The 16,794-nt window shown below is 71.0% G+C and carries 19 protein-coding genes; 15 read left to right on the top strand and 4 right to left on the bottom strand.

Annotated features, from left to right (window positions below; all coding sequences use genetic code 11):
- Nucleotides 1–21: 21 nt before the first annotated feature.
- The 6 genes from BJ998_RS21445 to BJ998_RS21470 all read left to right on the top strand — a co-directional run bounded on the left by BJ998_RS21445 (nucleotide 22) and on the right by BJ998_RS21470 (nucleotide 7,088).
- Nucleotides 22–726 carry a response regulator transcription factor gene (locus BJ998_RS21445; protein ID WP_184864252.1) on the top strand — a complete coding sequence of 235 codons (705 nt, stop codon included), beginning with the start codon at nucleotides 22–24 and terminating at the stop codon, nucleotides 724–726.
- Nucleotides 723–2,213, top strand: coding sequence for a sensor histidine kinase (locus tag BJ998_RS47615; RefSeq protein ID WP_221338086.1), 1,491 nt, complete (start codon nucleotides 723–725; stop codon nucleotides 2,211–2,213). Before BJ998_RS21445 ends, BJ998_RS47615 begins: the two co-directional genes overlap by 4 nt.
- Nucleotides 2,214–2,292: 79 nt before the next feature.
- Nucleotides 2,293–3,615 (top strand): glutamate-1-semialdehyde 2,1-aminomutase, encoded by a 1,323-nt coding sequence (gene hemL, locus BJ998_RS21455; RefSeq protein WP_376775887.1) that lies wholly within the window; start codon nucleotides 2,293–2,295, stop codon nucleotides 3,613–3,615.
- A 97-nt stretch (nucleotides 3,616–3,712) separates the two neighbouring features.
- Nucleotides 3,713–4,318 carry a histidine phosphatase family protein gene (locus tag BJ998_RS21460; RefSeq protein ID WP_184868843.1) on the top strand — a complete coding sequence of 202 codons (606 nt, stop codon included), beginning with the start codon at nucleotides 3,713–3,715 and terminating at the stop codon, nucleotides 4,316–4,318.
- 50 nt (nucleotides 4,319–4,368) lie between these two features.
- Nucleotides 4,369–4,944 (top strand): TlpA family protein disulfide reductase, encoded by a 576-nt coding sequence (locus BJ998_RS21465; protein WP_184864254.1) that lies wholly within the window; start codon nucleotides 4,369–4,371, stop codon nucleotides 4,942–4,944.
- A gap of 104 nt (nucleotides 4,945–5,048) precedes the next feature.
- Nucleotides 5,049–7,088: a phosphocholine-specific phospholipase C gene (locus BJ998_RS21470; RefSeq protein WP_184864256.1), complete on the top strand. Its 2,040-nt coding sequence runs from the start codon at nucleotides 5,049–5,051 to the stop codon at nucleotides 7,086–7,088.
- 16 nt (nucleotides 7,089–7,104) lie between these two features.
- Here the strand turns inward: BJ998_RS21470 and BJ998_RS21475 are convergent, their stop codons facing one another.
- Together BJ998_RS21475 and BJ998_RS21480 are read right to left on the bottom strand one after the other, a co-directional pair.
- Nucleotides 7,105–7,617, bottom strand: a complete 513-nt coding sequence (locus tag BJ998_RS21475) for a DUF1990 domain-containing protein (RefSeq protein ID WP_312890261.1) — start codon at nucleotides 7,615–7,617, stop codon at nucleotides 7,105–7,107.
- Nucleotides 7,614–8,525 (bottom strand): alpha/beta hydrolase, encoded by a 912-nt coding sequence (locus tag BJ998_RS21480; RefSeq protein ID WP_184864258.1) that lies wholly within the window; start codon nucleotides 8,523–8,525, stop codon nucleotides 7,614–7,616. Before BJ998_RS21480 ends, BJ998_RS21475 begins: the two co-directional genes overlap by 4 nt.
- Before the next feature lie 127 nt (nucleotides 8,526–8,652).
- On the opposite strand from BJ998_RS21480, the gene BJ998_RS21485 reads away from it, so the two are divergent.
- The 6 genes from BJ998_RS21485 (at nucleotide 8,653) to BJ998_RS21510 (ending at nucleotide 14,287) form a co-directional block, all read left to right on the top strand.
- A complete protein-coding gene (locus BJ998_RS21485) occupies nucleotides 8,653–9,432 on the top strand; it encodes a cytochrome c biogenesis CcdA family protein (protein WP_184864260.1) in 780 nt (259 codons plus the stop codon).
- The gene (resB, locus tag BJ998_RS21490) at nucleotides 9,429–10,985 is read left to right on the top strand and encodes a cytochrome c biogenesis protein ResB (protein WP_376775888.1); all 1,557 of its coding nucleotides are present in this window, start codon (nucleotides 9,429–9,431) and stop codon (nucleotides 10,983–10,985) included. The genes BJ998_RS21485 and resB overlap by 4 nt, the downstream gene beginning before the upstream one ends.
- Nucleotides 10,985–11,944, top strand: a complete 960-nt coding sequence (ccsB, locus tag BJ998_RS21495) for a c-type cytochrome biogenesis protein CcsB (RefSeq protein ID WP_184864262.1) — start codon at nucleotides 10,985–10,987, stop codon at nucleotides 11,942–11,944. Before resB ends, ccsB begins: the two co-directional genes overlap by 1 nt.
- A gap of 87 nt (nucleotides 11,945–12,031) precedes the next feature.
- Entirely contained in the window at nucleotides 12,032–13,309 is a 1,278-nt protein-coding gene (locus BJ998_RS21500; protein WP_184864264.1) for a MinD/ParA family ATP-binding protein, read from the top strand.
- A gap of 130 nt (nucleotides 13,310–13,439) precedes the next feature.
- Nucleotides 13,440–14,000: a low temperature requirement protein A gene (locus BJ998_RS21505; RefSeq protein ID WP_184864266.1), complete on the top strand. Its 561-nt coding sequence runs from the start codon at nucleotides 13,440–13,442 to the stop codon at nucleotides 13,998–14,000.
- Nucleotides 13,997–14,287, top strand: a complete 291-nt coding sequence (locus BJ998_RS21510; protein WP_312890262.1) for a hypothetical protein — start codon at nucleotides 13,997–13,999, stop codon at nucleotides 14,285–14,287. Before BJ998_RS21505 ends, BJ998_RS21510 begins: the two co-directional genes overlap by 4 nt.
- Here BJ998_RS21510 and BJ998_RS21515 read toward each other — a convergent pair.
- Together BJ998_RS21515 and BJ998_RS21520 are read right to left on the bottom strand one after the other, a co-directional pair.
- Nucleotides 14,257–14,448 (bottom strand): hypothetical protein, encoded by a 192-nt coding sequence (locus tag BJ998_RS21515; protein ID WP_184864268.1) that lies wholly within the window; start codon nucleotides 14,446–14,448, stop codon nucleotides 14,257–14,259. The genes BJ998_RS21510 and BJ998_RS21515 overlap by 31 nt on opposite strands.
- A 62-nt stretch (nucleotides 14,449–14,510) precedes the next feature.
- Nucleotides 14,511–14,744: a BldC family transcriptional regulator gene (locus BJ998_RS21520; RefSeq protein ID WP_043721356.1), complete on the bottom strand. Its 234-nt coding sequence runs from the start codon at nucleotides 14,742–14,744 to the stop codon at nucleotides 14,511–14,513.
- 239 nt (nucleotides 14,745–14,983) lie between these two features.
- Between BJ998_RS21520 and BJ998_RS21525 the strand changes: the two genes are divergently transcribed.
- From BJ998_RS21525 to cds1, 3 genes are read left to right on the top strand one after another with little or no spacing between them, the layout of a single operon-like run.
- Nucleotides 14,984–15,451, top strand: coding sequence for an Lrp/AsnC family transcriptional regulator (locus BJ998_RS21525; protein ID WP_184864269.1), 468 nt, complete (start codon nucleotides 14,984–14,986; stop codon nucleotides 15,449–15,451).
- Nucleotides 15,452–15,462: 11 nt separating this feature from the next.
- A complete protein-coding gene (locus BJ998_RS21530) occupies nucleotides 15,463–15,720 on the top strand; it encodes a DUF4229 domain-containing protein (RefSeq protein WP_184864270.1) in 258 nt (85 codons plus the stop codon).
- On the top strand, nucleotides 15,717–16,793 hold the full coding sequence (gene cds1, locus BJ998_RS21535; RefSeq protein ID WP_184864271.1) for an L-cysteine desulfhydrase Cds1: 1,077 nt from the start codon (nucleotides 15,717–15,719) through the stop codon (nucleotides 16,791–16,793). Before BJ998_RS21530 ends, cds1 begins: the two co-directional genes overlap by 4 nt.
- The last annotated feature ends 1 nt before the right edge of the window (nucleotide 16,794 follow it).

Raw genomic sequence — 16,794 nt, forward strand, 5'->3', positions numbered from 1 at the left:
GGCGTGGAGCAGTATGTCCCTATGCCCGAGCCAAGCAAGCGCAGCCGGCTGCTCGTCGTCGAGGACGAACCGAGCATCCGGGAGCTGCTCGCCGCCAGCCTCCGGTTCGCCGGCTTCGAGGTGGACACCGCGTCGACCGGCACCGACGCGCTACGTAACGTCGAGCGGGAGCGGCCCGACCTGATCCTGCTCGACGTGATGCTGCCGGACCGGGACGGCTTCGAGGTGGTGCGCCGGCTGCGCTCCGGCGGGCTGGGCGTGCCGGTGCTGTTCCTGACCGCCCGGGACGGGGCCGAGGACAAGATCACCGGGCTGACCATCGGCGGCGACGACTACGTCACCAAGCCGTTCAGCCTGGAGGAGGTCATCGCCCGGGTGAACGCGGTGCTCCGGCGGACCAAGGCGCAGCCGGAGCCGCCGGACAACCGGCTCCGCTACGCCGACCTGGAGCTGGAGGTGGACAGCCACGAGGTGCGCCGGGCCGGGCGGCTGGTGCAGCTGTCGCCGACCGAGTTCAAGCTGCTGCACTTCCTGCTGCGCAACGCCGGCCGGGTGCTGTCCAAGGCGCAGATCCTGGACCAGGTGTGGCACTACGACTTCAACGGCGAGGCCGGCGTGGTCGAGTCGTACATCTCCTACCTGCGGCGCAAGGTGGACGACGTGGAGCCGCGGCTGATCCACACCGTCCGCGGCGTCGGCTACGTGCTGAGGCAGTCCACGTCGTGAAACGCGTGGTCGGGTGGGTCCGGGACTGGTTCGGTCGCATGCCGTTGCGGGTGCACCTGGTCTCGGGCCTGGTCGTCCTGGTCGCGGTGGCGCTGTTCGGGGCCTGGTTCATCACGTCCAAGGTGCTGGAGAACTACCTGTTCGGCCAGATGGACAACCGGTTGCACACCATGGTGGTGTCCACCGCGCGGCAGATGCAGGACGGCAATCTCGACCGGCCCCGGCCGCCGCGCTTCGGGCGGCCCGGGTTCCGGCTGCCCGGCCGGAGCCTGGTCGTGCTGCGCACCCCGTCCGGCAGCCAGGAGCTCACCACGCCGTCCGACGACGGCGAGCACCGGCCGCAGCTGCCGGCGATGGGCCAGCTGGCCGACGGCTCGGCGGTGACGCTGCCGTCGCAGGACGGCGACGGGCCGCGCTGGCGGGTGCAGGTGGCGCGGCAGGGCAACGTCGAGATCGTGGCCGCCACCGACCAGCGGGACCTGGACGCCGCCGTGACCGACATGCGGATCCGGTCGCTGCTGATCTGCCTCGGCGCGCTGGTGCTGGTGGCCGGGCTCGGCTACGCGCTGGTGCGCAGCAGCATGCGGCCGCTGGAGGAGGTCGAGCAGACCGCCGACGTCATCGCCACCGGCGAGCTGTCCCGGCGGGTGCCGGTGCGGCGGCCGGGCAGCGAGGTCGGCCGGCTGGCCAACTCGCTGAACGTGATGCTGGGCCGGATCGAGGAGGCCTTCACCGCGCGGCAGAAGTCGGAGGAGGCCGCCCGCCGCTCGGAGAACCGGATGCGGCAGTTCGTCGCCGACGCCTCGCACGAGCTGCGAACCCCGCTGACCTCCATCCGCGGCTATGCCGAGCTGTACCGGCAGGGGGCGGTCACCTCGCCCGCCGAGGTGTCCGAGGTGCTGGGCCGGATCGAGGACCAGGCGGCCCGGATGGGCCTGCTCGTCGAGGACCTTTTACTGCTGGCCCGGCTCGACCAGCAGCGCCCACTGGAGCAGCGGGTGGTCGACCTGACCGTGATCGCCGTGGACGCCGTGCACGACGCCCGGGTGCTCGATCCCGACCGGAAGATCGGGCTGCACCTGAACGTGACCATGGATCCCGACGAGGAGGACGGCAGCGCCCTGACCGTGCTCGGCGACGAGGCCCGGCTGCGGCAGGTGCTCAGCAACCTGGTCAACAACGCCATCACGCACACGCCCGCCGGCACTCCCGTCGACGTCCGGCTCTCCCGGCGGGACGAGGAGGGCCGGCCGGTGGCCGTGGTCGAGGTGTCCGACCAGGGGCCGGGGCTCACCGGCGAGCAGAGTGAACGGATCTTCGAGCGGTTCTACCGGGCCGACGCCGTGCGCAGCCGCGAGAACGGCGGGACCGGCCTCGGCCTGGCCATCGTCGCCGCGCTGGTGGCCGCCCACGGCGGGCGGGTCGAGCTGGACACCGCCCCCGGTGACGGGGCGACCTTCCGGGTCGTGTTGCCGCAAGAGGTGTGAGGCGAACCGCTCGCCGCGGTACGCGGCGCACAGGCACGGTGACGCCAGCCACGCGGCGTCACCTGTAAGACTGGGGGGTGTGACGATCGAGCAGGCGACCACCGTTGACACCTCACGTGCGCTGTTCGACCGGGCGGCAAAGGCCACGCCGGGCGGGGTCAACTCGCCGGTGCGGGCGTTCCACTCGGTCGGCGGCACGCCTCGATTCATGGTCCGCGGCGAGGGCCCGCACCTGTGGGACGCCGACGGCAACCGCTACGTCGACCTGGTCAGCTCGTGGGGGCCGATGATCCTGGGCCATGCGCACCCGGAGGTCGTGGCGGCGGTGCAGCAGGCGGCGACCAGCGGCCTGTCGTTCGGCACGCCGACCGAGGGCGAGGTGCTGCTGGCCGAGGAGCTGATCGCCCGCGTCGAGCCGGTTGAGCAGGTGCGCCTGGTCAACTCGGGCACCGAGGCGACGATGAGCGCGATCCGGCTGGCCCGGGGCTTCACCGGCCGGCGCAAGATCGTCAAGTTCGCGGGCTGCTATCACGGTCACGTGGACGCGCTGCTGGCGCAGGCCGGCTCGGGCGTGGCGACGCTGGGCCTGCCGACGACGCCGGGCGTCACCGGCGCGCAGGCGGCCGACACGATCGTGCTGCCGTACAACGACTTGGCCGCGGTGAAGGCGGCGTTCGAGGCGAACCCGGGCGAGATCGCCGCCATCATCACGGAGGCGGCGGCCGGCAACATGGGCGCGGTGGCGCCGGATCCCGGCTTCAACGCCGCGCTGCGCGAGGCCTGCCACGCCGACGGGGCGCTGCTGATCATCGACGAGGTGATGACCGGCTTCCGCGTCTCCAAGGCCGGTTGGTACGGCCTGGAGCACGTGCCCGGCGACCTGTACACGTTCGGCAAGGTGATGTCCGGCGGCCTGCCGGCGGCGGCGTTCGGCGGCCGCGCCGACGTGATGGCCAAGCTGGCCCCGAGCGGCCCCGTCTACCAGGCCGGCACGCTGTCCGGGAACCCGGTGGCGGTGGCCGCCGGCCTGACCCAGCTGCGGCTGGCCGACGACGAGGTGTACCGCAAGCTGGACCGCAACGCCCGGCTGCTGGGCGAGCTGTTCACCGACGCGCTGACCGCCGAGGGCGTCGCGCACCAGGTGCAGTACGCCGGCAACCTGGTCAGCGTCTTCTTCACCGACCAGCCGGTGCGCGACTACGCCGGCGCGCAGGCCGCGCAGACCTGGCGCTTCCCGCCGTTCTTCCACGCCCTGCTGGAGCGCGGCGTCTACCCGCCGCCGAGCGCGTTCGAGGCGTGGTTCGTCAACGCCGCCATGGACGACGCCGCGTTCGAGGTCATCGAGCAGGCGCTGCCGCACGCCGCGGCGGCCGCCGCCGCGGCCAAGGAGGACGGTCAGTGACCGAGCTTGTGAGGGCACCATTCAGCACAGCGGCCTGGGTCGCAGACCCGCCGAGCGCCAGCGAGGTGGGACTGTGACCCGAACCCTCGTGCACCTCATGCGCCACGGCGAGGTGCACAACCCGACCGGCATCCTGTACGGCCGGCTGCCCGGCTTCCGGTTGTCCGCGCAGGGCGAGAAGCAGGCGCTGCGGGTCGCCGAGCACCTGGCCGACCGGGACATCGTGCACGTGGTCGCGTCGCCGCTGGAGCGGGCGCAGCAGACCGCCCGCCCGATCGTCGACTCGCACCGCCTTGAGCTGGCCACCGACGACCGGCTGATCGAGGCGGACAACAAGTTCGAGGGCCTGAGGGTGGCCGTCGGCGACGGTGCGCTGCGGTCGCCGCAGCACTGGCCCAAGCTGTGGAACCCGTTCGAGCCGTCCTGGGGCGAGCCGTACCTGAAGATCGCGCACCGGATGCTCGGCGCCGTGCACCGGGCCCGCGCGGCCGCCGCCGGCCACGAGGCGGTGTGCGTCTCGCACCAGCTGCCGGTCTGGACCGTGCGGCGGTTCCTGGAGGGCAAGCGCATGTGGCACGACCCCCGCAAGCGCCAGTGCTCGCTGGCCTCGCTGACCACGTTGACGTTCGAGGACGAGCAGCTGATCCGGATCAGCTACTCGGAGCCGGCCGGCAGCACCGACCCCAGGGTGACGGGCGCATGAGGGGAGAAGGGGCCGCCGCCCGGCGGGATCGTTGCGTGGGCGGCCGGCGCATGAAACGCACTGCCATTGCCGCCGTCCTTCTCATCGGCCTCGCGGCCTGCAGCACCGGCAAGGACGCGGTCGACCAGGGCCAGGGCACGTTCCAGTTCACCGCGCCCGGCGGGCAGACCCACATCGACTACACCGGCCAGCAGCGCCAGCCGCTCAAGGAGCTGTCCGGCGACAGCCTCCTCGACGACGGCAAGCAGGTGAAGCTCAGCGACTACACCGGCAAGATCGTGGTGATCAACATCTGGGGCGCCTGGTGCGGGCCGTGCCGGACCGAAGCCCCGCAGCTGCAGCAGGTCTACGACGAGACCAAGGACCAGGGCGTCCAGGTGATGGGCGTGGACGTGCGCGACGACAAGTCGGCGGCGCTGGACTTCTACCACAACGCCAAACTGGACTATCCGTCGATTTTCGACCCGCCGGGTCGGTCGCTGCTCGTGCTGCAGGGCTATCCCCGCACCACGACCCCGTCCACGCTCGTGCTGGACCGGCAGCACAGGGTCGCCTGGGTGTCCCTTTTGCCGGTTGAGAAGGGCGAACTGCTGGCCAAGGTGAAGCAACTCCTCGCCGAGAAGTAGGGCCGAGTTCACCGCGTATTTCCGTTCGTATGACGGGTGTTCCGCGCGCTTTCACTCATCTAACCTCGCGTGCGGTCCCGCCCCACCACGGATGGAGCACGCCCATGGCCGACTCGAACTCCCCTCTCACGCGCCGCCGGTTCCTCGGCACGGCCGCCGGCACGGTCGCGGCGGCCGGCGCCCTGGCCGCGCTGCCGCCCGGCATGGCCGAGGCGCTCGCCGAGCCGCGCCGTCGCGGCCGGATCAGCGACGTCGAGCACGTGGTCGTCCTGATGCAGGAGAACCGCTCCTTCGACCACTACTACGGCTCCATGCGCGGCGTCCGCGGCTTCGGCGACCGCACGGCCGTGATCCAGCCCAACGGCAAGGACATCTTTCACCAGTACGACCTGGCCCGTACCGACGGCAACCACCTGCTGCCGTTCCATGTGGACACGTCCAAAGTGGACGGGCAGGACCTCGGCGACCTCGGCCATGGCTGGGACGACCAGCACCTGGCCATGAACAACGGGGCCAACAACTCGTGGATCACCGCCAAGGGCGAGATGACCATGGGCTACTTCACCGAGCGGGACATCCCGTTCCACCGGGCGCTGGCCGACGCCTTCACGCTGTGCGACGCCTACCACTGCTCGGTGCAGGGGCCGACCACGCCGAACCGGCTCTACCTGTTCACCGGCACCATCGACGCCGACGGCAAGTACGGCGGCCCGGTCAACTACAACCCGGCCGACTACAAGGGCGTGCTGCGCTGGACCACCTACCCGGAGCGGCTGCAGGACGCCGGCGTGTCGTGGAAGGTGTACGCCAACAAGGAGGTCGGCGACGACGGGGCGCACCCGTTCGTCGGCGACTACGGCGACAATCCGCTGTGGCTGTTCGAGCAGTACCACCACGACTACGACAGCGAGCTGTCCAAGCGGGCCAGCGTGTTCAAGACGTGGGAGCCGGATTCCGGCAAGGGCAAGGACGTCAACCACGTGTTGTCGGAGTTCATCGCCGACTGCGCCGCCGGCACGCTGCCGAAGGTGTCCTGGATCGTCGCCCCCTACGGCTACTGCGAGCACCCCGAGGCCCGGCCGGTGGACGGCGCCGCCTACACCCAGACCGTGCTGAACGCCTTGTGGGCCAACAAGACGCTCTGGGACAACACCGTCGTGCTGATCGACTACGACGAGAACGACGGCTTCTTCGACCACGTGCCGCCGCCGATGGCCCCGGCCGGCACGCCGGGCGAGTTCATCGGCGGCAAGTCGATCGGCCTCGGCGCCCGCGTGCCGATGACGGTGATCTCGCCGTGGAGCCGCGGCGGCTGGGTCAACTCCGAGGTGTCCGACCACACCTCGGTGATCCGCTTCCTCGAGCAGTGGACCGGCGTGCGCGAGCCCAACATCACCGACTGGCGGCGGGCGATCTGCGGCGACCTGACCAGCTGCTTCGACTTCGGCGCCAAGAACGTGACGATCCCGCTGCTGCCGGACACCGCGCAGCTGCGCAAGATTGCCGACGACACGCAGACCAAGCTGCCCAAGCCGACCCCGCCGGCCACCGGCAAGCAGGTCACGCCGCTGCAGGACCAGGGCACGCGCCCGGCGCGGCCGCTGCCGTACCAGCCGGCGGTGACCACGTCGCTTTCCGCCGACAAGGGCACGCTGACCACGACGTTCGCCAACTACGGCACCGGCCAGCTGCAGCTGTGGGCGTTCCGCGCCGACGGCAAGCTCGACGGCCCGTGGCAGTACGACGTGCCGGCGGGCAAGCAGGTCAGCGACACGTGGAAGATCTGGAGCTACGGCTACAAGTACAACGTCGCCGTGCACGGCCCGAACCGGTTCCTGTGGCAGTTCGCCGCCGACGTGAACAAGGCCGGCGCCATCGACGCCGTCGCCGGCTACACGGCCGACTTCAAGCTCAAACTGACGCTGGCCAACCCTAGCGCGGCGGCGGTGAAGTTCACCGTCACCACCAACCACTACGGCAACGGCAAGCAGACGTTCACCGTCGCCGCCGGCAAGACCGTCGACCACATCTTCACGCCGACCGAGGGCTGGTACGACGTGAGCGTGACGATCGACGCCGACCCGGTCTTCCTGCGCCGCTACACCGGCCACGTGGAGAACGGCCACCCCAGCGTCACGGGGTGACGGCAGCCTGGGGGCGCTACCTCAGCGCCCCCAGGTACCGCTCGGTCACGAGGTTCTGCGCCAGCCGGCCGAACGGCCCGCCGAGCTTGGTCAGCAGCGTGGCGTGCCGGGAGAAGGCCGTGACGGTGAAGGACACCGTGCCGTCGTCGTTGCGGTCGAGCACGAACGCCTCCTCGCCGCGCTCGGGATGGCCGGGCAGGGTCCCGTAGGCGAAGCCCTGCCGGGTCGGCTCGTCGACGACGTAGACCACCCGGCACGGCACCTTGATCGGCCCCAGCCGCAGTTCCACCACCGACCCCGACTCGACCCGCGCCGAGGAGGCCAGCACGCGGAACCCGCTCGCCTCCTGCACCTGCCAGCCGAACAGCCGGTCCACCGCCTCGTCGAAACCGGTGGACAGCCGCACGCGGCGGCTGATCGTGCGGTAGCCGGCGGGTAGTTCGCCCGCGGTGGCACCGACCTCGGCGTACGTGAACGGAGCCGACTTCAGTGCGTCGGCACGGGCGGCAGGCAGGAGTTGGACGGTCACCGTGCCATTGTCCCGGCGCCGATCGCGTTCAGCAGCGCCGGCAGCGACCGGCGCAGCTCCCGCTGCCAGTACGGCCAAGCGTGCTGGCCGCCGGAGTAGAACTCGGTGGTCACCGGGATGCCGGCGTCGCGCAGCCGATCCACCAGCACCTTCGACTCCGCGCGGACCACCTGTTCCACGGAGTCGCCGTCGCCGGATGAGATGAACAGGGTCTTGCCGCGCAGTCCGGACACGTCACGGGCCGGCGAGTGCGCGAGCCACATGCCCACCTCGTTCGGCCGCGTCGGATCGCCCCACAGGTTGTGCCAGTCGGTGCCGGGGCACAGCAGCCACATCGACTCCGTGGCCTTCGGGTACGTGAGTGGGTCGACGGCCCCGCTGTAGGCCGCCGCGGCCTGGAACAGGTCCGGATGCGTGGCGGCGTAGTGCATCGCCCCCATGCCGCCCATCGAGTTGCCGGCCACCGCCCGCCGATTCCCGGCGTGATACCGGGTCTCCAGGATCCGCCGCAGCTCCGTCAGATGGAACGTCTCCCAGGCCGGGCCCCCGCCGCGGCCCTGGTTCCACCAGTCCGAGTAGTTCCCGCACCGGCCGCCGTCCGGCATCACGATGATCGCCTCGACGGTGGAGGTCAGGGCGGCCACGTCGGTGTGGTCCGTCCACGCCGCATGGTCGTCGCCGGAGCCGTGCAGCAGGTACAGCACCGGCCACGTGCGCGTGGCGTCCCGCGACCAGTCCGGCGGCAGCAGCAGCCGGGTGGTGACCTCGCCGCCGACCGCCGCCGACCGCATGGTCACGTCCACCTCGCGGCCGCCGAGCCAGTGCTCGGCCAGCCCGGCGTCGCCGGCGAACTCCGGCGGCCCGGTCAGCAGCACCGCCAGCGCCAGCACCGCGAGCAGGGCCTTCACAGAGATCAGATGCCCCGAGGTCACGGCCGGCAAACCGGGCGGCGGGCAACCGGCCCATGCTGCCAAAAACGGGCGGTGAGCTGCCCCGGTTGCTCGGTGACCTGGGCCACTACCTACTCTCGGACGAGTGAACCCGCTGGCAGAGCTAGCCGCGTCGGGGCCGCTCCTGCTGGCCGCGGCGGTTGCCCTGCTCGCCGGCGCGGTGTCCTTCGCGTCGCCGTGCTGTCTGCCGCTGGTGCCCGGCTACCTCGCTTACCTCGCCGGCCTCGTCGGCGCGGACGCGCCCGCGGTCAGCGCGGACGAGCCGGCCAAGGCGGGCCGGTGGCGGGTGGTCGGCGCGTCCGGGCTGTTCGTGCTCGGCTTCACGGTGGTGTTCACCATCGGCACCGTCACCCTGTTCGGGCTGACCGACCTGTTGCTGCTCAACCAGGAGCTGCTGCAGCGCATCGGCGGCGTCGTGACGATCCTGATGGGGCTGGTGTTCGTCGGCCTCGTCCCGGCGCTGCAGCGTGACCTGCGGCTGCACCGCAAGCCCAAGGTCGGCCTGCTCGGCGCGCCGGTGCTGGGCGCGGTGTTCGGGCTGGGCTGGTCGCCGTGCGTCGGCCCGACGCTGGGCGGTGTGCTGTCGCTGACCGCCGGCACGCCCGTCGGCTCCATCGCGCTGCGCGGCATCTTCCTCATGCTGGTCTTCTGCCTCGGCCTCGGCGTGCCGTTCGTGCTGATCGCGATGGGCGCCCGCTGGGCGGTGCGGGTCACCGGCTGGCTGCGCCGGCACGTCCGCGCGGTCCAGCTGACCGGCGGCGGGCTGCTCATCGTCGTCGGCGCGCTGCTGGTCACCGGCCTGTGGGGCCAGCTGCTCGCGATCATCCAGGAGCACTTCGTGACGAACGCGCCGGTGCCGCTGTGACCAACGTCCTGGCGTACCTCCGCAACACCTGGCGCGGCCTGACCGCGATGCGCACGGCGCTGATCCTGCTGGCGCTGCTGGCCCTGGGCGCGCTGCCCGGGGCGCTGCTGCCGCAGCGGCAACTGAACGCGGCCAAGGTGACCGACTACATCCGGGAGCACGGCTGGTGGGGCCGGCTGCTGGACACGCTGCAGTTCTACGACGTCTACGCCAGCGTCTGGTTCTCCGCGATCTACGTGCTGCTGTTCATCTCGCTGGTGGGCTGCCTGACGCCGCGGATGTTCGAGTACGCCAAGCAGGCCCGGCAGCAGCCGGTGATCACGCCGCGCAACCTGGCCCGGCTGCCGCACCACGCGACGTCCACCGTGGGCATTCCGGTGGACGACGTGGTCGAGGCCTCCCGCAAGCGCTTGCGGGGCTGGCGGATGGTCGTGCGCGACGAGGAGGACGGCGCCCGCACCATCAGCGCCGAGCGCGGCTACCTGCGCGAGACCGGCAACCTGCTGTTCCACTTCGCGCTGCTGGGCCTGATCGTGGCCTTCGCCTTCGGCAAGCTGTTCGGCTACTCCGGCCAGGTCGCGGTGATCGCCGACGGCTCCCAGTTCTGCAACTCCGGCCTGTTCGCGTACGACAGCTTCACGCCCGGCCTGAAGGTCGACGGCACCGAGCTGGATCCGTTCTGCATCAAGGTGAACAGCTTCAAGGCCACCTACCTGCCCGACGGCCAGGCCAACAGCTTCGACACCGACATCCAGTACCAGTCCGGCGCGGACCTGAACTCGGACCGGTGGCAGTCCTACGACCTGCGGTCCAACCACCCGCTGCGCACCGCGGGCGACCGCGTCTACCTGCTCGGCCACGGCTACGCCCCGCAGTTCACGGTCACCTTCCCGGACGGGCAGAAGCGCACCAAGTCCATCCAGTGGAACCCCAGCGACCTGACCACGATGCTGTCCAGCGGCACCACCACGTTCGACCCGCCGAACACCACCGACGAGACGCAGCTGCGCAAGCACCAGATCGCCATCACCGGGCTGTTCGCGCCGACCGCCGTCTTCGACGGCACGCTGCTGTCCTCGATCTACCCGGCGGCCAACGACCCGGCGGTCGCCGTCCAGGTGTACGAGGGCGACCTGGGCAACAACTCCGGCTACGCGCACAACCTGTTCACCATCGACCAGTCCATGGTGGACCAGGGCCGGCTGGTGCAGAAGGCGATGAAGAACCTCAAGCTGGGCCAGGAGATCACGCTCGACGACGGCACGAAGATCAAGTTCGACAAGGCGCTGGAGTTCGTCGGCCTGCAGGTCTCGCACGACCCCAGCCAGGACTTCGTGCTGGTGTTCGCCGTGCTGATGCTGGTCGGCCTGATGGGCTCGCTGGCGATCAAGCGCCGCCGGCTGTGGCTGCGGGTCACGCCTTCGGGTGAAGGTACGGTTGTCGAGGTCGGTGGCTTGGCCCGCACGGACCAGGCCGGGTACGGCGAGGAGTTCACCCGGCTCAGCGCCGGACTCCTTTCCGGGCGCGCGCCGATGACAGGGAAGGACACCTGATGCCGGTCAACGAGACGCTGGCCCGCTACAGCGACTGGAGCTACGCCTCCGCGGTCGTGATCTACGTCCTGGCCATGGTGTTCTACCTGGTCGAGCAGGCCATGACCAAGACCAAGCGGCAGGCCGCCCGCGAGCTTGCGGCGGTCGGCGGCGGCGCCGACAGCACCGAGGCCCCGGCCGCGCCGCTGGTCGTCACGAGCTCGCCCCGCGCCGAGCGGATCGGCCGGATGGGCTTCGCACTCAACGTGCTCGGCGTTCTGCTGCACGCCGTCGCGGTGATCACCCGCGGCCTGGCCACGGACCGCGTGCCGTGGGGCAACATGTACGAGTACGGCTCGGCGGTCTGCCTGTTCGCCGTGATCGGCTGGCTCGTCCTGGCCAAGCGGTTCGACCTGCGCCGGGTCAGCGTGTGGGTGCTGCTGCCGATCGTCGTGCTGCTCTTCCTCGGCGGCACCGCGCTGTACACGCCGGCCTCCCCGGTGCAGCCGGCGCTGCAGTCGTACTGGCTGGCCATCCACGTGACGGCGGTGTCCATCGCCAGCGGCCTGCTGCTGCTGCCGGGCGTGGCCAGCCTGCTCTACCTGTTCCGCGCGGCGTACGAGAAGGACAACTCCCGGTTCGCGGGCTTCGCCGTCCGGCTGCCCAAGGCCGACGTGCTCGACCGGCTCGCCTACCGGGTGACGATCGTCGGCTTCCCGCTGTACACCTTCGCGATCATCTGCGGCGCGATCTGGGCCGAGTCGGCCTGGGGCCGGTTCTGGGGCTGGGACCCCAAGGAGACCTGCGCGTTCGTCGCCTGGGTGATCTACGCCGTCTACCTGCACGCGCGGGCCACCGCGGGCTGGCGCGGCAACCGCGCGGCGGTGATCAACGTTGTCGGCTTCGCCGCGATGGTGTTCAACCTGTTCTTCATCAACCTGGTGACATCGGGCCTGCACTCCTACGCCGGGGTCGCGTGACCCCGTGTCGACCCGGCGGAACGCGCCTACTACCGTCGTCAACGGACGGGGAGGTCTCGATCCGCTAGCGCAGGGAGGACCCCAGCGGTGACCGGTCGTTTTGATGAGTCCGAGGGCTGGAAGGCGCCCGGCCAGGATCAGGCCGTCCAGTCCGGTCCGCACCCCGTCGATCCCTCGTCCTCCGGGTCGTACCAGGTCAGCGGCGGTCAGTCCGGTCCGTATCCCGTCGGCGGCGGCCAGTCGGGGCCCTATCCGGTCGGCGGCGGTCAGTCCGGCCCGTACCCGGTGGACCCGGCGTCCTCGGGTTCGTACTACGTGGACCCGTCCCAGCAGCAGCCCCAGCAGCCGCCGGCCCCGCAGCCTGGCTACCCGCAGCAGCCCTACCCCCAGCCGGGTGGTTATCCGCAGCAGCCGTACGGCCAGCAGCAGCGGCCGCCGCAGCCGGGCCAGCAGAACGCGCTGTCCCCGCAGGAGCTGATCAAGCAGAACAAGCGGCCGCCGCAGTCGGGCTGGCGGCGCAGCCTGCACCAGCTCACCGGCGGCCTGGTCAACCTCGGCGAGAGCCCGGCCGACGTGCGCCGCCGCGAGCTGATCTCGCGGATCAACCAGCCGCTGCGCGGCTGCTACAAGATCGCGATGCTGAGCCTGAAGGGCGGCGTCGGCAAGACCACCACCACGACGACGCTCGGTTCCACGTTCTCCTCGCTGCGGGGCGACCGCGTGATCGCGGTGGACGCCAACCCGGACCGCGGCACGCTCAGCCAGAAGATCCCGCTGGAGACCACCGCGACCGTGCGGCACCTGCTGCGCGACGCCAAGCGGATCACCCGCTACAGCGACGTGCGGGCCTACACCTCGCAGGGCCCGAGCCGGCTGGAAGTCCTTGCCAGCGAACAGGATCCGGCCGTCTCGGAGGCGTTCAGCGAGGACGACTACCGGCGCGTGGTCGACCTGCTCGAGCACTTCTACAACATCGTGCTCACCGACTGCGGCACCGGCCTGATGCACTCGGCCATGGCCGGCGTGCTCGACCTCGCCGACTCGCTGGTGATCGTCTCGTCCGGCTCGGTGGACGGCGCCAACAGCGCGTCGGCGACCATCGACTGGCTGGAGGCGCACGGCTACCGTGACCTGATCCGGCGCTCCGTGGCCGTGATCAACTCGGTGCGGCCGCGGGCCGGCAAGGTGGACCTGGACAAGCTGTCCCAGCACTTCGCCAGCCGCTGCCGGGCGGTCGTGCGCATCCCGTTCGACCCGCACCTGGAGGAGGGCGCGGAGATCGAGCTGGAGCGGCTCAGCCCGGACACCCGGCTGGCGCTGCTGGAGCTGGCGGCCACGGTCGCCGACGACTTTCCCGCGCGCTGAGCCGGCGGTGGCCGCGCCGGCCGAGGCCGCGTCGAATCAGGAGGAGCTGCGGGTCAGCAGCCTGGAACTGTTCTTCGATCTGGTTTTCGCCCCATAAGATCGGCGCAGCACGATCACGCAGCTGACCTCGGTGCTGTCGCACGAGCTCGACCTGGTCGGGCTGGCGCGGACGGCGCTGCTGCTGGCCGTGATCTGGTGGATGTACGGCGCCTACGCGTGGCTGACCAACGCGGTGCCGCCGCGCAGGTCCAGCGCCCGCTCGCTGCTGGTGCTGGCCACGATCGCCTACCTGGTGCTGGCCATCTCCGTGCCGGCCGCCTTCGGCGAGAACCGCTGGGTGTTCGCGGTGGCGTACCTGGTGATCGTGCTCGTGCACTCCGGCCTGTTCCTGACCACGACGGATCCCGGCAACCGACACGGCATCCTGCGGGTGCTGCCGTCCAACCTGATCGTGCCGCTGCTGCTGTTCGCCGCGGCGGCGGTGCCGGCCGGTCCGTGGCGCTGGGCCTGCTGGGCGGTCGTGGCGGCGGCGCTGTGGATCAGCGCCCTGGTCCGGCTCCCGACCGGGATCTCGGTGCGTGCCCCGCACTTCGTCGAGCGGCACGGGCTGGTGCTGATCATCGCCTTCGGCGAGACGGTGGTGGCCGTCGGCTGCTGCTCGGCGGCATCATCGTGCTCGCCGCCGGCGTGAAGAAGACCGTGGCGCACCCGTGGGACGCGCTGCCGGTGCCGGCCGCGCTCGCGGTCGGCACCGGCATGGCGCTCTACCTGGTCGGGGACGTGCTGCTGCGGCTCGTGCTGCACCTCGGGTCGAACTGGACCCGAGGCGTCGCCGCGGTACTCGCCGCGGCCAGCACGGTGGTGGGAGCGACCGGATCGGCCGTCGCCCAACTCGCCGTGCTCGCCGCGGTGGTGCTCCTGCTGGTGGCGGCCGAGCACCTGGCCCGTCAGCCCGGCGGGGTGCCGTCCTCGCGGTGACGCTTGGCCTGCTCGGCCAGCTTGCGCAGGAACTCGGGGTCGTCATCGGGCCCGACGCCGCGCTTGGCCTTGCTGCCCACGCGCACCCGGTCGGATCCGAACGCGCGCCAGAGCAGGTAGGCCACGGCCAACGCCCCGATCACCGCGAGCAAGTAGACCATTCGGCACCTCCGGTCAACTGCTCCGAGACTATCTCGTGAACAGTGGGTTCGGGGTGTGCCGCTCAGGCGTTACGCACCGGCTCCGTCGCCTCGGTGGTCAGCTCGGCCAGCAGGGTCTTCACCTCGGACTCGCGGAACCGCCGGTGGCCGCCGGGGGTGCGGATGGAACCGATCCGGCCCGCGGTCGCCCAGCGGGTGACGGTCTTCGGGTCGACACGGAACAGGGTGGCCACTTCGCCGGGGGTGAGCAGGCGCTCTCCGGCGTGCTGGCGGGGGTGCGGCACGGTCGCGGTCACTCTCGACCTCCCAGTCGCTTGGTTCGGGCGTTCCGGTCGCATCGTGGCATCTCACCCTGCGGGTACTCGAACGCTTGGGTGGAGGTAAAGAGGTAGTAAGGCCCAAAAGGTACAAAAACGGGCACGGGTGCATTCGTTTGCACCGGCCGGCCCGGCAGGGGCTCCGCCGAAGGTGCACCAATGGTCACTCGTTCTACGCCGCCCCGGGTCTGGACCTCGTTAAGTCCTAGGATTCCCCAATGGACGCCCTGGATCGTCAGATCATCGCCGCGCTGCGCACCAACGGCAGGGCGACATACGCCGACCTCGGCCGCCAGGTCGGCCTGTCCGCGTCGGCCGTGCACGAGCGGGTCGGCAAACTGGAGTCCTCCGGCGTGATCACCGGCTACCACGCGGTCGTCGACCCGCGGCTGGTCGGCCTGGGGGTGACCGCGCTGGTCGGCATCCACCCGTCCGACACGGCCGACGACGACGAGGTGGCCGCCGCGCTGGCCCGGCTGCCCGAGGTGGAGTCCTGCTACGCGGTCGCCGGCGACGAGGCGTTCGTGGTGAAGGTGCGGGTCGCCACCGTGGACGACCTGGAGCGGACCCTGGTCCGGCTGCGCCGGATCGACGGCGTGGCCAGGACCAACACCACCGTCGTGCTGTCCACCCGGTTCGAGGGCCGGCCGAACAGCCCGGAGGAGCCGGCGCCGCGGGCCGAGTAACCTGGGCAGCCGTGGAGACCAGCACTTTCGGCCGTGACATCGCGCTGTACACGGCGGCCCGGATCGGGCTGCTCGCGGTCATCGCGTTCCTGCTCACGCTCGCCCACGTGCCGCTGCTCATCGCCGTCGCGGTCGGGCTCGTGCTGGCCTGGCCGCTGTCCATGGTGCTGTTGCGGGGGCTGAACGCCCGGATCGCCGCCGCGCTCATCGAGCGTCGCGCCGAGCGTCAGAAGATGCGGGCGCAGCTGCGCGGGGAGGGGTCCGAGTGAGCGCCGACGCCACCCGATGTTGGGTTCGTGAGGCCGTCCGCATCATCGAGGCCGACGCCAACCGCAGCGCCGACACGCACCTGCTGACCTTCCCGCTGCCGCGGGAGTGGGGCGTGGACCTCTATCTCAAGGACGAGTCAACTCATCCGACCGGTTCTCTCAAGCACCGCCTCGCCCGGTCCCTGTTCCTGTACGCCATCTGCAACGGTTGGGTGACCAAGGGCACACCCGTGATCGAGGCGTCGTCCGGGTCGACCGCCGTGTCCGAGGCCTACTTCGCCCGGCTGCTCGGGCTGCCGTTCATCGCCGTGATGCCGCGGTCGACCAGCCGGGAGAAGATCGCCCTCATCGAGCGGCAGGGCGGCAAGTGCCACTTCGTGGACGAGCCCGGCGCCATCTACGACGAGTCGCGGCGGCTGGCCGGCGAGCTCGGCGGGCACTTCATGGACCAGTTCACCCACGCCGAGCGGGCCACCGACTGGCGGGGCAACAACAACATCGCCGAGTCGATCTTCGACCAGATGGCCTCCGAGCAGCACCCCGAGCCGGCGTGGGTGGTCGTCGGCGCCGGCACCGGCGGCACCAGCGCCACCATCGGCCGGTACGTGCGCTACCGCCGGCTGTGCACGCGGCTCGCCGTCGTCGACCCCGAGCACTCGGTCTTCTACGACGCCTGGCAGTCCGCGTCGCCGACGTTGACCGGCTGCAAGGGCTCCCGCATCGAGGGCATCGGCCGGCCGCGCGTCGAGCCGTCCTTCGTCGGCGACGTCATCGACCACATGATCAAGGTCCCGGACGCCGCCTCCATCGCCACCATCCGCTTCGTCCAGGACCTGCTCGGCCGCCGGGTCGGCGGCTCCACCGGCACCAACCTGTGGGGCGCGTTCCAGATCATCGCCGGCATGCGCCGCCACGACCGCCCCGGCAGCGTCGTCTCCCTGCTCTGCGACGGCGGCGAGCGCTACGGGAACACGTACTACGACGACGACTGGGTCGCCGCCCAGGGCCTGGACCTGCGCCCGCACACCCAGACCCTGGAGAAGTTCTTCGCCACCGGCGAGTGGACGGCCTGAG

It is taken from the genome of Kutzneria kofuensis, from assembly GCF_014203355.1.
Taxonomy (GTDB): domain Bacteria; phylum Actinomycetota; class Actinomycetes; order Mycobacteriales; family Pseudonocardiaceae; genus Kutzneria; species Kutzneria kofuensis.

What these genes read in the sequence shown, in the direction of transcription:
- BJ998_RS21445 (WP_184864252.1), top strand. Translation starts at nt 22, where the DNA reads ATGCCCGAGCCAAGCAAGCGCAGCCGGCTGCTCGTCGTCGAGGACGAA.
- BJ998_RS21460 (WP_184868843.1), top strand. Translation starts at nt 3,713, where the DNA reads ATGCGCCACGGCGAGGTGCACAACCCGACCGGCATCCTGTACGGCCGG.
- BJ998_RS21465 (WP_184864254.1), top strand. Translation starts at nt 4,369, where the DNA reads ATGAAACGCACTGCCATTGCCGCCGTCCTTCTCATCGGCCTCGCGGCC.
- BJ998_RS21470 (WP_184864256.1), top strand. Translation starts at nt 5,049, where the DNA reads ATGGCCGACTCGAACTCCCCTCTCACGCGCCGCCGGTTCCTCGGCACG.
- ccsB (WP_184864262.1), top strand. Translation starts at nt 10,985, where the DNA reads ATGCCGGTCAACGAGACGCTGGCCCGCTACAGCGACTGGAGCTACGCC.
- BJ998_RS21515 (WP_184864268.1), bottom strand. Translation starts at nt 14,448, where the DNA reads ATGGTCTACTTGCTCGCGGTGATCGGGGCGTTGGCCGTGGCCTACCTG.
- BJ998_RS21525 (WP_184864269.1), top strand. Translation starts at nt 14,984, where the DNA reads ATGGACGCCCTGGATCGTCAGATCATCGCCGCGCTGCGCACCAACGGC.